The sequence below is a fragment of the Lactiplantibacillus songbeiensis genome, from assembly GCF_005405125.1.
GTDB classification, from domain to species: domain Bacteria; phylum Bacillota; class Bacilli; order Lactobacillales; family Lactobacillaceae; genus Lactiplantibacillus; species Lactiplantibacillus songbeiensis.
The window spans coordinates 1-18,718 of record NZ_BJDL01000009.1; the positions used below are offsets into that span (position 1 = coordinate 1).

20 protein-coding genes and 1 pseudogene are annotated in these 18,718 nt (G+C 42.9%); 14 read left to right on the forward strand and 7 right to left on the reverse strand.

Translation table 11 applies throughout. The features are described 5' to 3' along the window. Positions 1 to 169: 169 nt before the first annotated feature. Positions 170 to 598 carry a GNAT family N-acetyltransferase gene (locus FFM77_RS03380; protein ID WP_137634341.1) on the forward strand — a complete coding sequence of 143 codons (429 nt, stop codon included), beginning with the start codon at positions 170 to 172 and terminating at the stop codon, positions 596 to 598. A gap of 47 nt (positions 599 to 645) precedes the next feature. Here the strand turns inward: FFM77_RS03380 and FFM77_RS03385 are convergent, their stop codons facing one another. Continuing rightward, entirely contained in the window at positions 646 to 999 is a 354-nt protein-coding gene (locus FFM77_RS03385) for a winged helix-turn-helix transcriptional regulator (RefSeq protein WP_223876770.1), read from the reverse strand. 172 nt (positions 1,000 to 1,171) lie between these two features. Between FFM77_RS03385 and FFM77_RS03390 the strand changes: the two genes are divergently transcribed. Next, the gene (locus FFM77_RS03390; RefSeq protein ID WP_223876771.1) at positions 1,172 to 2,332 is read left to right on the forward strand and encodes an MFS transporter; all 1,161 of its coding nucleotides are present in this window, start codon (positions 1,172 to 1,174) and stop codon (positions 2,330 to 2,332) included. Positions 2,333 to 2,425: 93 nt separating this feature from the next. Here FFM77_RS03390 and FFM77_RS03395 read toward each other — a convergent pair whose 3' ends face one another. The 3 genes and pseudogenes from FFM77_RS03395 to FFM77_RS03405 all read right to left on the reverse strand — a co-directional run bounded on the left by FFM77_RS03395 (position 2,426) and on the right by FFM77_RS03405 (position 3,888). After that, entirely contained in the window at positions 2,426 to 2,854 is a 429-nt protein-coding gene (locus FFM77_RS03395) for a flavodoxin family protein (RefSeq protein WP_137634344.1), read from the reverse strand. A gap of 103 nt (positions 2,855 to 2,957) precedes the next feature. Next, a pseudogene (locus FFM77_RS03400) lies at positions 2,958 to 3,389 on the reverse strand (isochorismatase family protein); the annotation flags it as partial. Positions 3,390 to 3,411: 22 nt separating this feature from the next. Then, positions 3,412 to 3,888, reverse strand: a complete 477-nt coding sequence (locus FFM77_RS03405; RefSeq protein ID WP_137634346.1) for a GNAT family N-acetyltransferase — start codon at positions 3,886 to 3,888, stop codon at positions 3,412 to 3,414. 459 nt (positions 3,889 to 4,347) lie between these two features. Between FFM77_RS03405 and FFM77_RS03410 the strand changes: the two genes are divergently transcribed. Next, on the forward strand, positions 4,348 to 4,737 hold the full coding sequence (locus FFM77_RS03410) for a YxeA family protein (RefSeq protein ID WP_171001546.1): 390 nt from the start codon (positions 4,348 to 4,350) through the stop codon (positions 4,735 to 4,737). Between the two features lie 53 nt (positions 4,738 to 4,790). On the opposite strand, the gene FFM77_RS03415 is transcribed toward FFM77_RS03410, so the two are convergent. Both FFM77_RS03415 and FFM77_RS03420 read right to left on the reverse strand, forming a co-directional pair. Further along, positions 4,791 to 5,093, reverse strand: a complete 303-nt coding sequence (locus FFM77_RS03415; protein WP_137634348.1) for a bacteriocin immunity family protein — start codon at positions 5,091 to 5,093, stop codon at positions 4,791 to 4,793. A gap of 81 nt (positions 5,094 to 5,174) precedes the next feature. After that, positions 5,175 to 6,074 carry a LysR family transcriptional regulator gene (locus tag FFM77_RS03420; RefSeq protein ID WP_137634349.1) on the reverse strand — a complete coding sequence of 300 codons (900 nt, stop codon included), beginning with the start codon at positions 6,072 to 6,074 and terminating at the stop codon, positions 5,175 to 5,177. 121 nt (positions 6,075 to 6,195) lie between these two features. Between FFM77_RS03420 and FFM77_RS03425 the strand changes: the two genes are divergently transcribed. From FFM77_RS03425 to rsgA, 8 genes are all read left to right on the forward strand, one after another. After that, the gene (locus FFM77_RS03425) at positions 6,196 to 6,939 is read left to right on the forward strand and encodes an SDR family oxidoreductase (RefSeq protein ID WP_137634350.1); all 744 of its coding nucleotides are present in this window, start codon (positions 6,196 to 6,198) and stop codon (positions 6,937 to 6,939) included. A gap of 57 nt (positions 6,940 to 6,996) precedes the next feature. Continuing rightward, on the forward strand, positions 6,997 to 7,671 hold the full coding sequence (locus tag FFM77_RS03430) for a Vat family streptogramin A O-acetyltransferase (protein WP_137634351.1): 675 nt from the start codon (positions 6,997 to 6,999) through the stop codon (positions 7,669 to 7,671). 432 nt (positions 7,672 to 8,103) lie between these two features. Further along, positions 8,104 to 8,616 (forward strand): hypothetical protein, encoded by a 513-nt coding sequence (locus FFM77_RS03435; protein ID WP_137634352.1) that lies wholly within the window; start codon positions 8,104 to 8,106, stop codon positions 8,614 to 8,616. Positions 8,617 to 8,681: 65 nt separating this feature from the next. Continuing rightward, on the forward strand, positions 8,682 to 9,431 hold the full coding sequence (locus FFM77_RS03440; RefSeq protein WP_137634353.1) for a CPBP family intramembrane glutamic endopeptidase: 750 nt from the start codon (positions 8,682 to 8,684) through the stop codon (positions 9,429 to 9,431). A 178-nt stretch (positions 9,432 to 9,609) separates the two neighbouring features. Then, positions 9,610 to 11,946, forward strand: coding sequence for a cation-translocating P-type ATPase (locus FFM77_RS03445; protein WP_137634354.1), 2,337 nt, complete (start codon positions 9,610 to 9,612; stop codon positions 11,944 to 11,946). A gap of 210 nt (positions 11,947 to 12,156) precedes the next feature. Beyond that, positions 12,157 to 13,569 carry a hypothetical protein gene (locus FFM77_RS03450; RefSeq protein ID WP_137634355.1) on the forward strand — a complete coding sequence of 471 codons (1,413 nt, stop codon included), beginning with the start codon at positions 12,157 to 12,159 and terminating at the stop codon, positions 13,567 to 13,569. A 52-nt stretch (positions 13,570 to 13,621) separates the two neighbouring features. After that, a complete protein-coding gene (thiT, locus tag FFM77_RS03455) occupies positions 13,622 to 14,170 on the forward strand; it encodes an energy-coupled thiamine transporter ThiT (protein ID WP_137634356.1) in 549 nt (182 codons plus the stop codon). Between the two features lie 256 nt (positions 14,171 to 14,426). Continuing rightward, complete coding sequence (gene rsgA, locus FFM77_RS03460) at positions 14,427 to 15,512, forward strand: ribosome small subunit-dependent GTPase A (protein ID WP_137634357.1); 1,086 nt, start codon at positions 14,427 to 14,429, stop codon at positions 15,510 to 15,512. A gap of 61 nt (positions 15,513 to 15,573) precedes the next feature. Here the strand turns inward: rsgA and FFM77_RS03465 are convergent, their stop codons facing one another. Beyond that, positions 15,574 to 16,308 (reverse strand): IclR family transcriptional regulator, encoded by a 735-nt coding sequence (locus FFM77_RS03465; RefSeq protein WP_137634358.1) that lies wholly within the window; start codon positions 16,306 to 16,308, stop codon positions 15,574 to 15,576. Positions 16,309 to 16,442: 134 nt separating this feature from the next. On the opposite strand from FFM77_RS03465, the gene FFM77_RS03470 reads away from it, so the two are divergent. The 3 genes from FFM77_RS03470 (at position 16,443) to FFM77_RS03480 (ending at position 18,718) form a co-directional block, all read left to right on the forward strand. Next, on the forward strand, positions 16,443 to 17,198 hold the full coding sequence (locus FFM77_RS03470; RefSeq protein ID WP_137634359.1) for an SDR family NAD(P)-dependent oxidoreductase: 756 nt from the start codon (positions 16,443 to 16,445) through the stop codon (positions 17,196 to 17,198). A 253-nt stretch (positions 17,199 to 17,451) separates the two neighbouring features. Continuing rightward, positions 17,452 to 17,841, forward strand: a complete 390-nt coding sequence (locus tag FFM77_RS03475; protein ID WP_137634360.1) for a GntR family transcriptional regulator — start codon at positions 17,452 to 17,454, stop codon at positions 17,839 to 17,841. Continuing rightward, complete coding sequence (locus tag FFM77_RS03480; protein WP_137634361.1) at positions 17,825 to 18,718, forward strand: ATP-binding cassette domain-containing protein; 894 nt, start codon at positions 17,825 to 17,827, stop codon at positions 18,716 to 18,718. The genes FFM77_RS03475 and FFM77_RS03480 overlap by 17 nt, the downstream gene beginning before the upstream one ends.

Genomic DNA, 18,718 nt, shown 5'->3' on the forward strand with positions numbered 1-18,718 from the left:
AATGTTCAATCAACAAATTTAGCCGAGAGGTTGGTTCCTAAAATGCTCAGCCGTGTCGTTGGCCTTAGTGCGAGTGGCCTTGGCGTTCCAGCGTTTTAGGAACCAACCGGCAGGCGAAAATTTCAACTAGCACCAAGCGTAGAGAATTAATTCAACAGGAGGTAAGCCTATGACTAAATTAGCAAGACTAGCACCAACAGAACTCGATACGTATCTATCTAAACTGTTTAAGCAACAACTTGCAGATCATCAGATTGATTACCAGCGACAAATTAGTGAGGATGTCGCCATCGGGGCGTATGACGATGAGGGTCAGTTAGTCGGCGGTTTATTGATGAATCGGCGATACGACCATGTTTATATTAGTCGCTTGGCGGTTGACCCGACTTATCGCGGGCATCGGTTAGGGACGCAACTTGTGCAGGCTGCGGAAGCTTGGGCGCGTGAGCAACAAGTGTTAACCATTACGCTGTCGACGCGTGATTATCAAGCGGTCGATTTCTACTTGAAATGTGGGTTTCAAATTTACGGGAAAGTGGCCGATTTACCATTCAAAGGGGTTACCACTGTTTATTTCGTGAAACGTTTAATTGATTGATCGTACCAAAACAACCCTAATGCCAATAACTGGAATTAGGATTGTTTTTAATTTTCGGTCATCGTCACAGCCTGAATATAGTGTTCACCCCATTGGTCCATTAGTTTGATAATTGGTACTAGACTTTTGCCCAATGGGGTCAAGCGATAGCTGGTCTTAATTGGCACATAGCTGGCATCAACTTGTTTTTGAATAATCTGATCCGCTTCTAATTGAGCCAATTGCAATGACAACATGCGACGGGTACAGCCGGGTAACGTCTTCAAAAGTTGCGTATATCTTAATTCTTGTTGCATTAAACGACAGAGAATAATTGACTTCCATTTACCGGCTAAAAGTTGCAAGGTGGTGTCTAAAGGACAAACTTCGCCGTGACGAGTTTGCCGAGTTACTGCGTCCATCATTAAAACCTTCTTCGATTGAATTTAGCTCAAATTATAACTGATACAGTTTATTTTGACTGCTTAGAACGATTGGTTAGTAAGGGTAATTGCTAGTACCAAGTATCATTAAATTCCCGTATTGTGTTTGTGGCAGCTTCCATTAAGATTGGCATTAATGGGGGTGTTGATTATGGGCTTAAAAGTCAAGTTATTAGTGAGTGGGTTATTTTTAATTGTTTTCGTGATTGGGGCGGATTCGTTTATTATTGCGCCATTGTTGCCGGCGATTGAACGTAGTTTTCAAATCACGGTCAGCCAAGCGGCGTTTTCAGTGTCAGTCTATGCATTTTGTTATGCTGTTGGGGCACCATTATTTGGACCATTTGGTGATCGCTATTCACGCAAACGATTGTTGTTGATTGGTATTGGATTCTTTTTAATCGGCAGTTTGGGTTGTGCGCTGGCCGTTAATGTCATGAGCTTTTATGTTTTTCGTGCCTTAGCCGGGATTGGTGCTGCGCTGACTTTGCCGAATGTCTGGGCCCTAATTGGTCAAACGTTCCATGGGCAACAGCTAAACTTAATAATGGGCATAACGATGTCAGCCTTGTCATTGTCGATTGCCATCGGGGTGCCATTAGGTTCGGGGTTGGCTCAATTGGCTAATTGGCATTTAGTATTTTGGACATCAGCTGTTTTAGCGATTGGCACCTTAATTTGTTTGTGGTTCGTCGTGCCGACTAGTCAACCGATAGTTAAACCGCAACGATTAACATATTTGCACTCATTTAAACTGGTTTTTAAAGCGCAACGGACTAGGTTGCTCTTAACAACGACTTTAGTTTGGATGTTAGGCTTTTATTTGGTATATACATTTTTAGGTAGTTACGCGATTCATCAGTTTCGGCTTAGTCCGTTTCAAGTTGGAGGTTTGTTCAGTCTTTATGGTTTCAGTAATTTTGTGGCGAGTTTTTTAAGCGGCTATGTATCAGTGAAGCTTGGATCTCTGCGGGCCGTTCAACTTAATGGCGGTCTTTCGGCACTGCTCATTATTGGCTTAGCGTTTAATCACCAAAGTATGGTTTGGCTGGCAATTTGTTTAGTCTTGTTAGCGTTTGTCCAGGGTTTTGGTGTAACGGCGTTAAATACGGTGGTGGTGAACCTAATCCCATCACAACGATCAACGGTAACGGCGTTCAATAGTTCATTTTTATATTTAGGATTAACTTTAAGCTCAGTATTAGGTGGATTGTTATATACAATTATTGAATTTAGCGGGATTTGCGTGGTTGCTAGTATCGCCTTATTGTTAGCGGTTGTGGTAACTCAATTAGTCGTTAAACAAGTTTAAAATAGTCTTCTTTAAGGTCAATAAAAGCGCCAACCTTATTTAATTTTCAGAATAAGGTTGGCGCTTTTTGAAGAGAATACATTTAAATTAATGCTATTGTTTAGCCAGCATCTCAGTAGCGAATTGCTTAACTTCATCAATTTGGGCTGGCTTTAAATTGCCACCACTGGAACCTAACAACTTCATCCCTTTACCACCCATTAATTGATGGAAGTGACCAATAACTTGAATCCCCTTTGACTCGGCAATTTTAGTCAACGCTTTGTCGGTTGGGGTCTCAGGACCACCAGAAGTTGTGAAAAGGGCGATTTTTTTAACTTTATTGCTATCCAAGGTTTCCATAAACTTAGAAGCAGCCTTGTCCGGACGCATGAAGTAGGTCCCACCACCCATAAAGAGTAGGTCGACTGGTTCAAGGTCAGCTGGTACTTGCTCGGCTGGTACGCCAGCGACGGCGGAAATTTGTTCGGCAAATGCCTTAGTATTGCCATTACGAGTTTGATAACGAATTGCGACTGTCATAGTAAAGCCTCCAAATTGGTTAGATATAAATAAATCGTTTCATCATTTCTAGTATAGACGGGTTTGAAAACGATTGCAAAAGCTGGCCATCCATAAGCTAAGGTTACTTAACTAAAGGTGTTTTGACGGTAACAAATTCACCAAAACGATGATGCCAAATCTGGGCATGATGTTGTTTGATCTGCGCCGCGGATAACGTCGTACTAGCCATCGTCGTAATTCCATCCATTAAGAGATCAATCTGAAAGCCAAGATGAAAGGCCACACGAACGGTCGTGTCTACACAATATTCAACTTGAGCGCCGCAAATCTCGATATGGTTTAGATGATTCATTTTAAGGTAAGCAGCTAAACCAGTCTGATAGAAAGCATCTGGCTGGGTCTTGATGTAGTAAGTATCGTTGTCACCGTGATGTAGTTCAGTAAATAACTGCCAATTTGGACTACCCACGGCCATGCCTGGTTCAGTATGTTGGATGAAAATAATTGGTCGTTGGGCGGCTCGATATTGGTCAATTCGTTTATTGATAGTAGCTACAACCTGATCCCGATGTCATTTAATTTTGTGGAAACTTTTCTAGGCGATAGAGTTGCTCATCGTCTACTTGTTGGTTTTGATTTTTAAAGTGGTAGCCAAGGTGTTGATAAAAATTGACGGCGGTGATTGATGCTGGAATTTCAACGCGTTGGGCTTTTTTGAAGTAGGCGTCTTGTTCCAAGGTTTCGATAATTTGTCGCCCAATCCCACGACCTTGGTAAGTAGGTAACACAAAAATAGTGAATAAAGAATATTCGGTGGTGATGCCCCAATAAGATCCAATGGCTCCGGTACCAACTAGTTTGGCTTGGTCACAAGCCACATAGAAGTGGGTTTGTTGGGCTTTTTCGATAAAAAAAGCGGGTGACATGCGATCAATTTCTGTTTGTAAGTAATGGGCTGAATAATCTCGGCGGTTTGACTGCTTAAGGGTCGTGGCAACTAATTGGGCCGCCTGTGCTGCATCAGTTGATTGAAAGCGTCTCATAGTAATCATTAGCAAGCCTTCTTTTAGTTAGAATAGCATTTATTATACAACAAGTTTAGCGTGGAATTCTAATCGATTTTTAATTTTTCGGACGATTAACAAGATAATTTACAAACTATTTATCAAGTCTTTACAAGAATACGACTGGGTCTCAACAATCGAGATGATGCTTGGTTTATTAACTGAACTTGCTGACCACCGTTTTTTCGTCAATCGGTTTCGATATAGTATAAAACTAATAATCGGGGTGCTAGTACTAATTAAGGAGATGAACCATAGCAACAGTTTGAGTGGGGGCTCATAAACGGCTATGTTACAGAACCGTTACAAAATGTTTCTTTCAGAAAACGGAAAGGCAACAAATAAGTCTTTTCAGGTGTATTTGGACATTCTGTTTTTATTGCTTGGTAGACTGGTTGATGAATCAAGGTAAACTTTAAGTATCAGATTAGTTGGGGGATGTCAGGTATGGCAAAACGAGCTTTAAATTTCGTTATTCAGCATTTAGGAGTGTGTTTGTTACTCACATTGGTCTTGGTCATTGCGGTTGATGCTAGTTGGGAGGTCTATCGTTATGGTGGCGAAGCTTATTATTTACGGATTAAGCGTTCAGCCGGAACCGTTGCGTTAACAAAACCGGTTGGCATGACGATTACCGGGTACCGTTATCAGGGGCAAGCCACTAATGCGCAAGGACAAGTGCGGGCAGTGGCATTTAAAACGTTTCCAGATAACCCGGGACCACTTCGGCGTGGGGAGTTTGTAAAAGTCACGGTTAATCCACATTATGGGGTCACGGACTATCAAGTTGTTCGATCGAGTCAGGTGCCGGTTAAGGCAGCCAGTTATATGAACTAAAATTAGAAAGACCGGTCAATCCATTTTGTTGGATCAACCGGTCTTAAATTAATTTAGAACCAAACTTGTGATAGGAACGTTGCTGTAGCAACCCCTTCATAAGCTTGGGCGGTTTTGGTCGTTGCTTGGAATAACTTAGTTACTGTAGCGGGTACCGCCAATTTGTGGGTAAGGGTGAATCGTGATAAATAGTGGTTAACCTGCGTCGCAACCAGCTGATAATTTTCATCTTTTTGTAGTTGCGTGGCATAACTCAGAATTTGTGCCTGTAATTCTGGATATTGTTGTACTTCAGAATCCCCATAGACGGCACTAAGTTGTGTTAATAATGTTTCAGCTTTTGGATCTTTTAACATGATAACTCCCCCCTCATAGATGTCCTCATTATAGGCGTCTCGATTAAAGGCTACAAGTTGATTAATTAAATTTAACAACAATTATTTTGGGCTGTTTTCATTAGTCACTAATGAAATATCAGTAGTTAGTTGCTTTAAAAAGGCGTTGGCCGCAGCCGATAAAGGGCGGCCTTTCAGCCAAACTAAGCTGGCGGTCGATACCAGACCAGGAGCCAATGGGACAAAGGTTAAAGCGGTGTGATCGGTATTAATGATACCATCCAGACACAAAGCGGCGCCAACGCCAGCTGAAACTAACATCGAAGCATTATAAAGCAAATTGTAGGTGGACACGACTTTAAAATTAGCGGTACTGTGTCCGAGCCAATCCTCAAATAGCGTATTCACACCCTTTTGTTGGGGCACAATTAAGTCCAACTTAGTTAGGGTCGCAGCGTCAATTGTCGAGCGGCCGGCTATCGGTGAACTACGGGGAACTAAGACCCCCCAGCGACTCACACCAGGTAGGCGGATGAAGTCGTAACGGTCGGACATTAAAGGTGACATCACAATACCAAAGTCAAAAACACCGGTTTGAAGCCGTTCGGTGACGGTATCGCCATTGGTGCTATATAAGTTGACTTGGACGCCAGGATGATCGTGTTTTAACGTGTTGATCGTACGGGCCACGGTCCGCATCATTTGAGCTTCGCCACTGCCAATCACAACGGTGCCACTAATGGTTTTGGCGCGGTGAATGTTGGATAGTGTTTTATCAACTAAATCGGTGATCTGTTCCGCTTGATGGGCTAAGTATTGCCCGTCTGGTGTTAAGACAATCTCACGACTGCCGCGTTCGAATAAGCTAACGCCTAATTCATCTTCTAAATCTTGTAACTGCCGTGAAACGGTTGGTTGGGAGACATGTAACTGGCGAGCGGCTCGGCTAATATTCTTTGCTTGAACCACCGCTAAAAAATAAGATAAGACTCGCAGCTCCATAATGTAACCTCCAGTATAACTAAGTTGTATATGTATCCATTTTACATAAGCATTAGACATGTTACAAGTCAGTTATTATACTTGGTTTTGTCATTAAGTCTAAATTAAAGAGGTTATTAAAATGATTAAAGATAAAGTTGTTGTTATTACCGGCGCTTCCAGTGGGATTGGGGCGGCAACTGCCATTCAATTAGCGAGTCAAGGTGCAAAAGTTGTGTTAGCGGCTCGTCGTGCTGATAAGCTAAAACGATTAGTTGAACGGATTGAACGACTTGGCGGCCAAGCAGCTTATCAAGTAACTGATGTGGTCTCACCAACTGACAATCAGCGGTTGATTGAATTTGCTAAGGCAACGTATGGTCGGGTTGATGTGCTATTTTTAAATGCTGGTCTGATGCCGAATTCACCTTTGTCCGCTTTAAAAACGGATGAATGGAATCGCATGGTCGATGTGAACTTAAAAGGTGTCTTAAATGGGATTTCATCTATTTTACCGACCTTTAAAGCCCAAAAGGTTGGCCAAATCATTACGACGTCTTCGGTGGCGGGTTTAAAAGCTTATCCTGGTGGTGCCGTTTATGGCGCAACCAAATGGGCGGTCCGCGACTTGATGGAAGTCCTACGCATGGAATCGGCACAGGAGACTAGTAATATCCGAACAACAACGATTTATCCGGCGGCGATTAAGTCGGAACTATTAGAAACGATTACTGATCAAGATGTCGCTAAAGGAACTGCTGATTTGTATGATCACTACCAGATTGCGCCTGAACGGGTGGCAAACTTGGTGGCTTTTGTGATTGATCAGCCAGCCGATACCACGGTTAGTGAATTGACAGTTGGACCGACGAATCAGCCTTGGTAAACTGAGTGTCAGACAAGCACGCCTTTAAGCTATAATGGTTTAAAAAGGGGTGGTCAATTGACAATACCAGCAGCAAACGCAATCTATCCGAATCCAGCAATTAAAGAAGTTGTCTTCATCAAGAATGTGATTAGGCGGCCGAGTATTGAGGTTGGCGATTATACTTATTATGATGATCCGATTAATCCGACTGACTTTGAATCACATGTCACGCACCATTATGAATTTTTAGGCGACAAGTTGATTATCGGTAAATTTTGCTCAATTGCGAGTGGCATTGAGTTCATTATGAATGGCGCTAATCATGTGATGCATGGTGTTTCAACGTATCCATTCAATATTTTGGGTGGTGATTGGCAGGCCTTTACGCCCGAATTAGCCGATTTACCGTTTAAAGGCAATACGGTCGTGGGCAACGATGTCTGGTTTGGCCAACAGGTGACCGTTTTGCCGGGAATCACGATTGGTGATGGGGCCATCATCGGTGCGAACAGCACGGTGACAAAAGATGTCGCACCTTATACAATTGTTGGCGGTAATCCCGCGCAAGTGATTCGACCACGCTTTGCTCCAGAAGTTATTCGGGCACTTGAGAAATTAGCGTGGTGGCAACGTGACCTTGATTGGATTACGACGCATATTCCAAGGTTGACACAAACGACACCGACCGTCTCGATGATTGAACAATTGATGGCTGATACAAGCGTTACGGATTCGAAATCTGAAAAGTAATTGTTACCTACAAAGTTCCGACCGATAAGTAAACCTCGGTCGGGACTTTTATGCTTCATCGTGCTTCTTCCAGAGACTGTTTACTGATGTGTTTGTCAACAATTCCAATGCAGAAAAGCTGTAAACTACCAAGCATTAAAATAATGGAAATGTTGGCTATGAATTTTTTGGACGGCTTGATAAAACGATAGAATAGATTCCGGTTCGCTGTATCAAGGAACAATTGATGAGAGCTCTTTCATAGGTCACGGCTTCTTTCACTTAGCACTATCTACAAGACCTTAACGACATCTGGAAGTTGCTCAGAAAAGCTGACCAGTAATTTGTTTGATTAATAGTATAAAAGATTTTTAAAATCAAGGGTTTCAGTTAATCGTCAAGTGTCCTATTATAGTCAATGTAGTTGAACTAATTAACTTTGGAGATGGAAAAATGAAACGACGACAGTTATTATGGATGACGTTGTTGGGTGTTTTAGGATTAGTGCTTGGTACTAGCATGACGATGACAGCGAGTGCTAAGTATGCCGGTCATAGTGCAACACCAACCGAATTACGGGGAACGTGGTATCAATACCAGGGTCACCATAAGTGGGAAAAGATTGTGATTACTAAGCATGCGTTTAAGCGGAATGGAAAGACTTTGTATACGCCCTACAAGAAATCGTGGCATAAACTAGATGTAAAGCGTAGTAAAAAGGGTCAAGGGGCTGGCTATGGTTTAAAGGGCTATGGCGGCACCAACTATGTCTTTAACGGTAAATTTAAGTATGATTACCAACATCTAGGTTCTTTTTGGCTGTCATCTAAAAAAGTAAATGGCCATCGTGTCATGAAATCGTACTACAACATGGGTTACTTTAGTGTTTATACGCATCAAAAATTAAAGCACAATTACAGTTATGAATATAAAGGCAGTCAGTATATGAATCAGATTGGCCGTTAATTTTTGTGATTAAAGCTAGTAATTGACTGCTTTAGGGGAACCGATAAAATCGTGGGGCGATAGTCATGGCATCCAGAACCAGAAATCTTTACGGTGTTGTCATTAATTTTGTTTTAGTACCGATAGTTTTAATCCTTTTTCCGTATCTGGTTAAATCTTTTATTCCAGAAAGCTTCGGTCAGTTGGCCGATGATGTTGCCATTGTGGTAATTGCAGGCTTACTCAATCATTATTTGTGGCATGTTAAGATTCAATTATTTAATCGCCAGCGACTGGGGATGCAGCTGTTGCAGTGTTTACCTGCAATCCTATTTCTATTGTTTTCCCGGCTACCCGTTTGGCTAAGTGTATCGTGGCAGCGGCTGAATATTCGAATCCTATTGACGGTTATTTTTGTTGCACTGGCCGAAGAGTTGGTTTTTCGAGGCTTGTTATTACCATTAAGCTTGTCAGTAACGCATCAGCATGACTTTTTGGCGGTGGTGATTAGTAGTATCGGTTTTGGCTTTGCACATATTGTGAATATCGCGCATATGCCAATCACCGTGGTCCTTTTACAAATCATCTTAGTCGTGGCGACTGGTATCTTGTGGGGGACGGTCTATCTAGCAACGCATAATTTGTCGTTAACGATTTTGCTACACATCTTGGACGACCTACCGTTATTCCTGACGAAATCAGCCGGGGGACTTTCAAACGTGAGTGCCAATCAACTGGCATTAGCGGCCGTGATTTACTTGGGTATCACGCTGCTTTTCTGTGGCGTTGCCTTGTTACAACTTCATTGGGCACATTTAGCCGAAGCTCGGTATTAATAGTATACAAAAGCTTGGGAGATACCAAATCTTTGGTGTCTCCCAAGCTTTTGTAAGCTCAGCTAGACCAGAACTTATTAAAGAAATTTTAAGTTGCCGCTTATTTTGTCTATCATCATCGCCAACCACCCTTAAAATCGCTTACAATAGAATTAAGTTGAAAAAGGGGGTCGCTCAGATGACCGAACGTACCACATCACTGGAACAAGGGTTAACAGCGGCCGAGGTGCAGGCCCGGATTGACGCGGGCCAACAAAACGAACCGTTACCACCATTAACGCGGTCGACCAAACAAATCTTTCGGGATAATCTATTAACGCTATTTAATTTAATTAATGTCATTTTAGGTGGCTTGGTGTTCTTCACCGGTAGCTATAAGAATTTATTGTTTTTAGGTGTCATCGTAATGAATACTGCGATTGGCATTTTCCAAGAGCTACGTTCCAAACGGCAAGTCGATAAATTAGCCATTCTGTCGGCGGCTAAGAGTCAGTTATTACGCGATGGCCAAGTTACGGCGCACGACCAAGCTGATATTGTTCAAGATGATGTGATTCAAGTGACGCGGGGCGACCAGTTACCCGTTGATGGCTTAGTTCGCGAAACGACTGGATTAGAGGTCGATGAATCTCAAATTACCGGGGAAGCTGATCCGGTCATTAAAGGGATTGGCGATGCGATTGTTTCTGGGAGTGTGATCCTCGGTGGTCATGGCCTGATTCAAGCTACAGCGGTTGGCCATGGGAGTTTCATTAAGAAGTTGGCCCGTTCGGCGAAGTCGAATCGCCGGACAACGAGTCAATTGTTAACGATTATCAATCGGATTATCAAAATTCTGACGGTGACAATCATCCCCTTAGGCGCGGCGTTATTTATTTCGACACTGTTACGTGGTGAAAGTCAGACTCGGGCCATTTTGGGCACAGTGGCGGCGATGGTCGGCATGATTCCAGAAGGTCTGGTCTTACTAACCTCCGTTGCGTTAGCTGCCGGGGCGTTCACGTTGGGCCGACATCAGGTCTTAGTTCGGGAGTTACCCGCGATTGAAGCTTTAGCGCGGGTCGATGTCTTGTGCTTAGATAAGACCGGGACGATTACGAGTGGTCAATTAAAGTTTGATCACGTGGAACCGTGGGCAGATGCTGCCGCTGACCAAGTCACAGTGACGTTAGCACAAGTCGTGACCGCCATTAATGATGATAATGAGACGGCGCAAGCCTTGCGAACCGCGTTAGGACCAACTAAAGTAACTGCAACAAAAGTCTTACCATTTTCGTCAGCCCGTAAATGGAGCGGCGCTAGTTTTGACGGCCAATCTATTGTTATTGGGGCGCCCGAGTTTATTTATCAAACGGTACCAACGGATTTAAAGCAACGAATTCAACAATTAGCACAACAAGGGTTTCGGGTCTTAGTGATGGCTCAGGTTAGAGAACTAACCACGCCAAAACCAACGGATCCAACGGCACTAGGCTTAATTTTGATTACTGATGAATTGCGACCACATGCGAAAAATACGTTTGGCTACTTTGCCAATCAAGATGTGGCTTTAAAGGTCATCTCAGGCGATAATCCAGTGACAGTAGCTAGTATTGCGGATCGAGCGGGAATTGCTGGTGCGCAACAACTGATCGATATGAGTACAGTCGGTCCAACCCCGGATTATGACCAATTAGTGGCGGATTATACGGTCTTTGGCCGGGTAACGCCACAGCAAAAGGCCGGCCTGATTAAAGCCTATCAAACGGCGGGACACACCGTTGCGATGACGGGCGATGGGGTCAACGACTTATTAGCGATGCGGCAGTCGGATTGCAGTATTGCGATGGCGACTGGTAGTGAAGCGACGAAGAGTTTAGCTGATTTTGTGTTGTTAGAATCGAATTTTGATGCGATGATTCAAGTCTTGAATGAAGGTCGGCGCGTGATTAATAATATTGAACGGGTGGCGGCCTTGTATTTGATTAAGACCATGTACTCGGTCGCTTTGACGTTGATCTTTGTGTTTATGAGTCACAGTTACCCGTTTGAACCGATTCAGTTGATGCCGATTTCATCATTAATGGTGGGCATCCCAACGTTTTTCTTGGCGCTACAGCCGGACTATACCCGAATTACTGGGCGTTTCATGAAACAAGTAATGGAGATCGCGGTTCCGGCAGCAATTTGTGTGGTCGGTTATATTATCGTGATCGACTTACTAGGGACTGAATTTAACTTGGACTTCGCCACGACGTCCACCTTGAATGTGCTAATGACTGGGATTATCAGCCTGAACGCCTTGTTGATTGCGGCGCGGCCGTTGAGTCGCTTTAAGATCGGGTTAGTAGCGGTGATGGCGAGTTTATTTGTCATTTGCTTCTTGTTTGCGGGGCAGATCTTCTCATTGGTTAACTTGCTAGATTGGCAGTTGGCGATGATTTATTTACCGTTAATGCTGAGTGCTTATCCGGTCTTTATCGGGTTGCAGAACGGCTTAGGTAAACGGGTCCTGAGTAAGATTCGTTGGCGATAGAATTAGTGGAGTGAGATATTTGTTTTATAATTTGCTATACCGTATGTTAAAAATTTATATTTACCAATAATAGTATTCGGGTTCGAATTTATTCAGAACCCGTTTTTTGTATTTAATTATGTTTTTGCTATACTAAAGCAATGCTGTATTAGCATAGTAAATCAATTATTTCAAAATGGCTTTTAATTAAAGAATGCAAGGAGGTATACATTGACAACGGATAAATTTCAAAATCCCAAAAATCCTGTTACATATTTATCCAGTTTGGAGCATAAAGTGACATACCAGGGTATTGGAGCCGCACGTACTGCTACTCAACTACAACAATCTTCAAATTTTATGAACTCTGATAAAGCAAAAAGAATGTTAGCGAATTCAGATGGGCTGTCGAAGGCAGTAAAGTGGCAGAATGATTTATCAGGATTAATGCATACATCGATGGAAGATTATATTAATATTGAAAGTGCTTTAACAGCAAACAATAAATTTCCGACTATTCCGATGAATACTTTTAATAAAGATATGCGATACTTGGAAAAATTTTCACCCCAAAATATAGGCCTTACACAATTTGATTCACCTTTTTCGAGTTTGGCAAAGAGTTACCAAACTCCAAGAATACCAAGCTTAGCAGATCTGACAAAAAAGGTTTCGAAGATTTCACCTAATTATGGTGGCCTTAGTGATGCTATGAATCACCTGAACTATAAGAGTGCTATTTTTACGAGAAATCCGTTAGCCTATACTACGAGTGAGAGTATAAGTCGAAGAATGGCCAAAAATGTTCTAGGTGTACAGTATAATAGACAGACTCGCGATAAATGGGGGAAAATAATTGATTCTAATTATGTGAATCACCCTAGTTTTAATGCGAGTTTGAATGCAGTAGTTGAGAAAAATACAAATAAAGAAATAAATGACTATACACCTAATGAGCAGCTTTCTGTAGCGGCAACTGAAGACCTTTTAAAAAATAAAATAGCTGGTGCTCCTAGTCTAAAATTATCTTCCGAAGAATTATATAAGCTACAATCGTTTTTATCGAGGACACCAGCTTTAGCTTTGAATAATGAGACGGCTAGAAAACTCTATAATTATTATTCAAGTGTTAAAGTTGAAAAACAATATATTAAAGATCGATTGTTTCATGGACGCTCTAGAAGTTTGTTTAAAAGGAAAACTCCATTTGTTCAGGATGAGTTGGAATCCACAGCCCCATGGGGATTACCATCACAGGGAAGATTTAATATAGCTAATCAAAATTTATATTATGCATCAGATGATATGGATTCATTAGCTTCCGAGTTAAAGTTGCAAGATGGTGAAGTCTTTGACGCAATAGAGTTTGAAACAAATGAAAAGTTAGGAGTCTTAGATTTAACAAATGGAGATCAGAATATATTGAGCTTTTGTTTGCAAAAAGTATCGTCGGGGAGTAATGCTCGTGTTGAGTATCAGATTCCTGGGTTTATTACACAGTGTTTGCAATGTAACAAAGATATTCAGGTTATAAAAATCAAAAGTGCCGTATCAGATACTGCAACAAATTATATCTTTTTGAATCCATCTTTTAGGGATTATATGAATCAGGATAATGTTAATTTTCATTTGTCTAGAAAGTAAATTCAATGTTTGACAATATTGATTTAACTTTTCTAACGGAGGCGCACAACGCGTGAGACTGCAACAGCTGACTGAAACTGCGATTGGGGCGGCTTTAGCGATTATTTTAAGTTATTTGATTATTTTTCGGGCACCTCAGGGCGGCTCGATTTCATTAGTGATGGTACCAATTTTATGGATTGCGCTTAAAAATGGAGTGTGGGCGGGACTGCTCTGTGGCTTGATTACCGGATCGGTCACATTCATGTTTGGTGGCTTTTTTGTAGCACCGCTGCAAGTCCTGTTTGACTATGTTTTGGCTTTTGGGTCAATCGGACTGGCCGGACTATTTTCTAAACCGTTGTTAACGGCGGTTAATCAACATCATCAACGCCGACTCGTTGGAACGGTGATTCTAGCTGGCAGTTTGGCTGGTATCAGCCGCCTGTTATTTCATACATTAGCCGGGATTGTGTTTTATACCTCATACGTGCCTAAGGGTCAGCCAGTGTGGTTATATTCGCTCACTTATAATAGCTTGTATGTGATTCCCGATACGATTCTGGCGATTGTCGTGGTGTTACTATTGGTTGCCCGGGTACCACGGTTGTTGTTGCGTTAGTCTTGATTGACAAGGTAATCGTTATCATGCTAAACTAACAACAATTAATTTGAGGAGGGTTGTCGTATGTCGGTTAGTCGTTAAGCTTTTGAGCAACGATGTAAAAGTGGGAATAAGCCCACCTTATTTTCGTGTACCCTAAAGACTTAATGATTTAACGCGACAAACTGACACCCGTAAACGGTCTTTTTTGAGGTGCAGTGAGTAGCTAACTTACGGCGCTTTTTTTGTCGCCTGATTTAGGGTACCGGTATGAATGAAAGGATTATTAAAATTGACAATTGATTTAAAGAATTATGGGGTAACACCTCATTTTGAAACGGCTGCTAAAGCTCAGCCAGAATTAGTTTTAGCCCGGGTGACAGAACAACACCGAGAACAATACCGGGTAGTGACAACTCAAGGTGAACGCACAGTGCAAGTTGCAGGTAAGTTCAGCCATACCGTTGAAGATGTGACGAGCTTTCCAGCGGTTGGGGATTGGGTGTTAATCACGCCAACCAGTACGGCTGATGAACAAAGTGTTATCCAAGTCGTGTTACCACGTCAAAGTGTACTGGCACGGGCCGCTGCCAGTAATGGGCAGACTGGTCAACTAATTGCCGCTAACTTAGATACGATCTTTATTTGTATGTCGTTAAACGCGGACTTCAATGTTCGGCGAATTGAACGTTATCTAACGATGGCTTGGGACAGTGGCGCCATGCCAGTAATTGTGCTGACCAAGGCAGATTTATGTGACGACCTGTCTGATAAGTTAGCAGCTTTGGCTGAAGTTAGCATGGGTGTCGACGTAATCACTTGTTCTTCAGCGACTGAAGCGGGTTTTGATGAACTACGAACTTATATCGGCAGGGGCAAAACAATTGCGTTTGTCGGTTCATCGGGGGTCGGCAAGTCCACCCTGATCAATCATTTGCTAGGTAAGACCCTGCTAGCGACGAAGACGATTCGGGCTGATGATGATAAGGGTCGCCATGCCACCACGGCGCGGCAATTATTAGTTTTGCCAACTGGTGGTGTGGTGATCGACACACCGGGTATGCGGGAACTGCAGCTATATACGGGTGATTTATCGAAGACATTTGAAGACATTACCGCCTTAGCGCAGCAATGTAAGTTTCGGAATTGTTCTCATCAAAGTGAACCCGGTTGTGCCGTACAAGCGGCGATTGCGGCGGGCACGTTGGATGTGAAACGGTTCAAGAGTTATCAGAAATTACAAGCTGAAATGGCGTATAGTGGAATGAACGCGCGCCAGCGGGAAAATGAAAAGATTAACCGCTTGTTTGGCAGTAAGGCCGCGATGAAAGTGGCAACGCGAGCGTTTAAAAATAAATAAGCAGATGACTAAAAGATGCGCCAACCAATCGTAAATGCGACTGGTTGGCGCGTTTTTTGCGTTAAGCTAACTGACTGGCAATCGTTTGGCTACAACGGGTTAACGCGTTGGCCAATTGCTTTAACTGATGTCGGGGTAACTGGGCGATTGACCCGGCAATGCCTAATGATGCAATCACTTGTTCATCTTGGCGAATCGGAACGGCCAGACAGCGAATACCGAAGCTACTTTCTTCGTCATCTAATGAATAGCCTTGGGTACGAATGACCTGAAAGTTTTGGGCCAGCGCAATGCGGTCGTGTAAAGTATATTTTGTCGGCTGACTCGTCAGTTGGGTCAATAAATAATCACGCTTGGCACTCGGCAGGTAAGCCGCAATACATTTACCGAGGGCGCTTTCGTTGATGGGTGCCGCCAAGCCAATCTTATGGTATTCGGCCAATGAGTGATGGTCGTCGATGACTTGGGTAATGACCACATCGGGACCGTTTAAAATGCCAATATAAGCCGTGACGTGATATTTTTGCGTGATCTGTTGAGTAATTGGTACGGCGATCCAATTGAGCTTTGGCCGGTTAAATTGGGTTAGTAGCTGATTCTTAGTGGCTAACATATAACGTTTATCGGTTTTTTTGACGTAGTTTAGTTCAACTAAGCTAGCTAACAGCCGAAACGCAGTCGTCTTGTTCAGATCCAAGTCGGTCGCAATCGTCTGGAGTGAGGCTGAGTCATGGCGGGTCAAATATTCCAGAATTTGCAGGCCTTTTGCTAAGGTACTCGATAAGTATTGTGACATTAAAAATCCTCCGGGCTTTATTATATTTCAAATAGTGAAACTTTTCGAGCTGTTTTGCCACTGATCACTAATCGGCAGTATGGTAGCCCCATACCGAATCAGGTAGTCAAACAAACTTAAGGGGTGTCATACTAATGAAAACAGTAGTTATTACCGGTGGCGTGTCAGGAATGGGGCTTAGCGCCACTAAATTATTCCTAAAAAACGGTTGGCAAGTTGCGATGGCTGACTATAATGCCGACCTAGGAAAAAAGGTTAAGACTGAATTGACGAAAGACTATCCAGCAGAACGACTCTTATTTGTTCCAACCAACGTTGCGGATGCAACTTCCGTTAATCAGTTGCAGGCAGCTGTGGTCGACAAGTTTGGACAGGTCGATAGCGTGATTAATAATGCAGGCATTTTTACAGGCGGTCAGCTGCATGAAGTGGCTGAAACTGATTGGGACCGGATTATGGCAATTGATGTCAAGTCAATCTTTTTGATGGCTAAAGCTTTTGTGCCGGGGATGATTGCGCAAAAGTCCGGGACGATTGTCAATACAGCGTCCATTTCCGGGTTAATGGGCGATTATCAGATGGCAGCTTATAGCGCTGCTAAAGGTGCGGTGATTAATCTGGTCAAATCAATGGCGCTAGATTATGCGCAGTACCATATTCGGGTGAATAATGTGGCGCCCGGGCCAACGAATACGCCAATGTTTCAAGCTAATCCGCAGGCTGTGATTGATCAATTTATTGCGGCGAGTCCGTTGAAAAAGTTGGTTGAACCGGACGATATTGCGCGGACGATGTATTTTCTAGCAACCCCAGCGTCTGATCCAATTACGGGTCAGACGATTCCGGTCACAGCTGGTTTTGGACTGTATAGTGGCCAACCGGTGCAATAAGATAGTTAAAAAATGTGCGTTTGTTTTTTAGCTTAATCTTGATAATTAGGAAGTTGTTGTTCAAGCCGCGACTGAGAAGTTAATGGCCATGGTCGAAGCTTAAAAATAGAGGGTTGAAAAAAGTTGTTTGGTTAGCCTTGACGGTAATCAAGCAACTTTTTTTGTGGCTACTGGGTTGTCAGCCGATGAAAAAGATGTTAGTGTACTAACTGTAGTGGTACACGTGATACACAACCTGAAATGAGGTGACAAAATGGCTTTTGCAACGAATGGTGCGCCGTATTATGAACAATTAGTGATGCAGATTAAACAGCAGATCGTTCAGGGTAGTTTACAACCGGGGGATAAATTGCCATCAATTCGTGCGATGGCAGCGGAGATGCATTTGAATCCGAATACCGTGAGTAAAACGTATCAATTATTAGAAAGTCAACAGGCCGTTTATACGGTGAAAGGACGGGGAACGTTTGTGAATCAACCAACGACAACGCAGGTTAATCCCATCGCGATTGATGATATGCAAACAAAATTACAAGATTTATTAACCGAAGCACAATTCTTGGGGGTTACGGAAAGTCAGGTCAAAGATTGGGTCAAAAAAGCTTATCAAACAGGGGGAAAATCAGATGAGTATTCAAGTTAAGGGATTAAGCAAACAAATTAATCGTCAACTGATTATTGACAAGATCAGTTTCGATTGGCAGCCAGGCCGGATTATCGGTTTGGTGGGACGGAATGGCGCCGGGAAAACGACGCTATTTCGTACGATGGCGGATCACTATTTATCAACGACGGGGACGCTGGTTATCGATGGTCAAGATGTGAAACAGGCCCCACAACAACGGCAACAGCTTTTCTATATCGATACACAAAATAACTTTTTCAACAATCAAACGCTGGCTCAAATCGCTGCCGTCTATGCATTAGGTTATCCCGCGTTTGATCAGGACCGGTTTCAGCACTTATTAACGGCTGAAAGCTTAGCCGGGACGAGTCGGTATCGGCAATTGTCAAAAGGCCAACGGATGTTATTTCAAATTTTACTAGCCTTAGTCAGCGGGACTCCTTATGTGATTTTAGATGAACCATTTGACGGGCTTGATATTTTAGTTCGGGAACGAATTGTGGCTCGGATTGTTAGTGAAGTGGCTGAACGTCAGACGAGCTTTTTAATTTCATCGCATAACTTAGAAGAATTAGATGGGTTGTGTGACCAAGTCTTATTCTTAAAGGATCAACAGCTTGTTGCTAATTACGACCTGGAGGATTTACGTGAACAAGCTCGCAAATTCCAATTAGTCTTTCCATCCAAAACGGTACCCGCCGTGGTTAAGACGGATGGCCAGTTAGTTAAAGTCTATGGTCGCGTCTTAGAAGTGTACTTTGATCATTATACCGACGCCATCGATGCGGGTTTAAAAGCAGCGCACCCAGTAATGATGACAGCGTGTCCGTTGACAATTACTGATGTTTTTCGGGTGAAGTTAGGTGATCCACGGGCCGTGATGGTGGGTGATTAG

Excerpts from the sequence above, each read along its gene's own strand:
- FFM77_RS03380 (WP_137634341.1), top strand. The coding sequence starts at position 170 with ATGACTAAATTAGCAAGACTAGCACCAACAGAACTCGATACGTATCTA.
- FFM77_RS03385 (WP_223876770.1), bottom strand. The coding sequence starts at position 999 with ATGGACGCAGTAACTCGGCAAACTCGTCACGGCGAAGTTTGTCCTTTA.
- FFM77_RS03390 (WP_223876771.1), top strand. The coding sequence starts at position 1,172 with ATGGGCTTAAAAGTCAAGTTATTAGTGAGTGGGTTATTTTTAATTGTT.
- FFM77_RS03395 (WP_137634344.1), bottom strand. The coding sequence starts at position 2,854 with ATGACAGTCGCAATTCGTTATCAAACTCGTAATGGCAATACTAAGGCA.
- FFM77_RS03405 (WP_137634346.1), bottom strand. The coding sequence starts at position 3,888 with ATGATTACTATGAGACGCTTTCAATCAACTGATGCAGCACAGGCGGCC.
- FFM77_RS03410 (WP_171001546.1), top strand. The coding sequence starts at position 4,348 with ATGGCAAAACGAGCTTTAAATTTCGTTATTCAGCATTTAGGAGTGTGT.
- FFM77_RS03415 (WP_137634348.1), bottom strand. The coding sequence starts at position 5,093 with ATGTTAAAAGATCCAAAAGCTGAAACATTATTAACACAACTTAGTGCC.
- FFM77_RS03420 (WP_137634349.1), bottom strand. The coding sequence starts at position 6,074 with ATGGAGCTGCGAGTCTTATCTTATTTTTTAGCGGTGGTTCAAGCAAAG.
- FFM77_RS03425 (WP_137634350.1), top strand. The coding sequence starts at position 6,196 with ATGATTAAAGATAAAGTTGTTGTTATTACCGGCGCTTCCAGTGGGATT.
- FFM77_RS03435 (WP_137634352.1), top strand. The coding sequence starts at position 8,104 with ATGAAACGACGACAGTTATTATGGATGACGTTGTTGGGTGTTTTAGGA.
- FFM77_RS03440 (WP_137634353.1), top strand. The coding sequence starts at position 8,682 with ATGGCATCCAGAACCAGAAATCTTTACGGTGTTGTCATTAATTTTGTT.
- FFM77_RS03445 (WP_137634354.1), top strand. The coding sequence starts at position 9,610 with ATGACCGAACGTACCACATCACTGGAACAAGGGTTAACAGCGGCCGAG.
- rsgA (WP_137634357.1), top strand. The coding sequence starts at position 14,427 with ATGAAAGGATTATTAAAATTGACAATTGATTTAAAGAATTATGGGGTA.
- FFM77_RS03465 (WP_137634358.1), bottom strand. The coding sequence starts at position 16,308 with ATGTCACAATACTTATCGAGTACCTTAGCAAAAGGCCTGCAAATTCTG.
- FFM77_RS03470 (WP_137634359.1), top strand. The coding sequence starts at position 16,443 with ATGAAAACAGTAGTTATTACCGGTGGCGTGTCAGGAATGGGGCTTAGC.
- FFM77_RS03475 (WP_137634360.1), top strand. The coding sequence starts at position 17,452 with ATGGCTTTTGCAACGAATGGTGCGCCGTATTATGAACAATTAGTGATG.
- FFM77_RS03480 (WP_137634361.1), top strand. The coding sequence starts at position 17,825 with ATGAGTATTCAAGTTAAGGGATTAAGCAAACAAATTAATCGTCAACTG.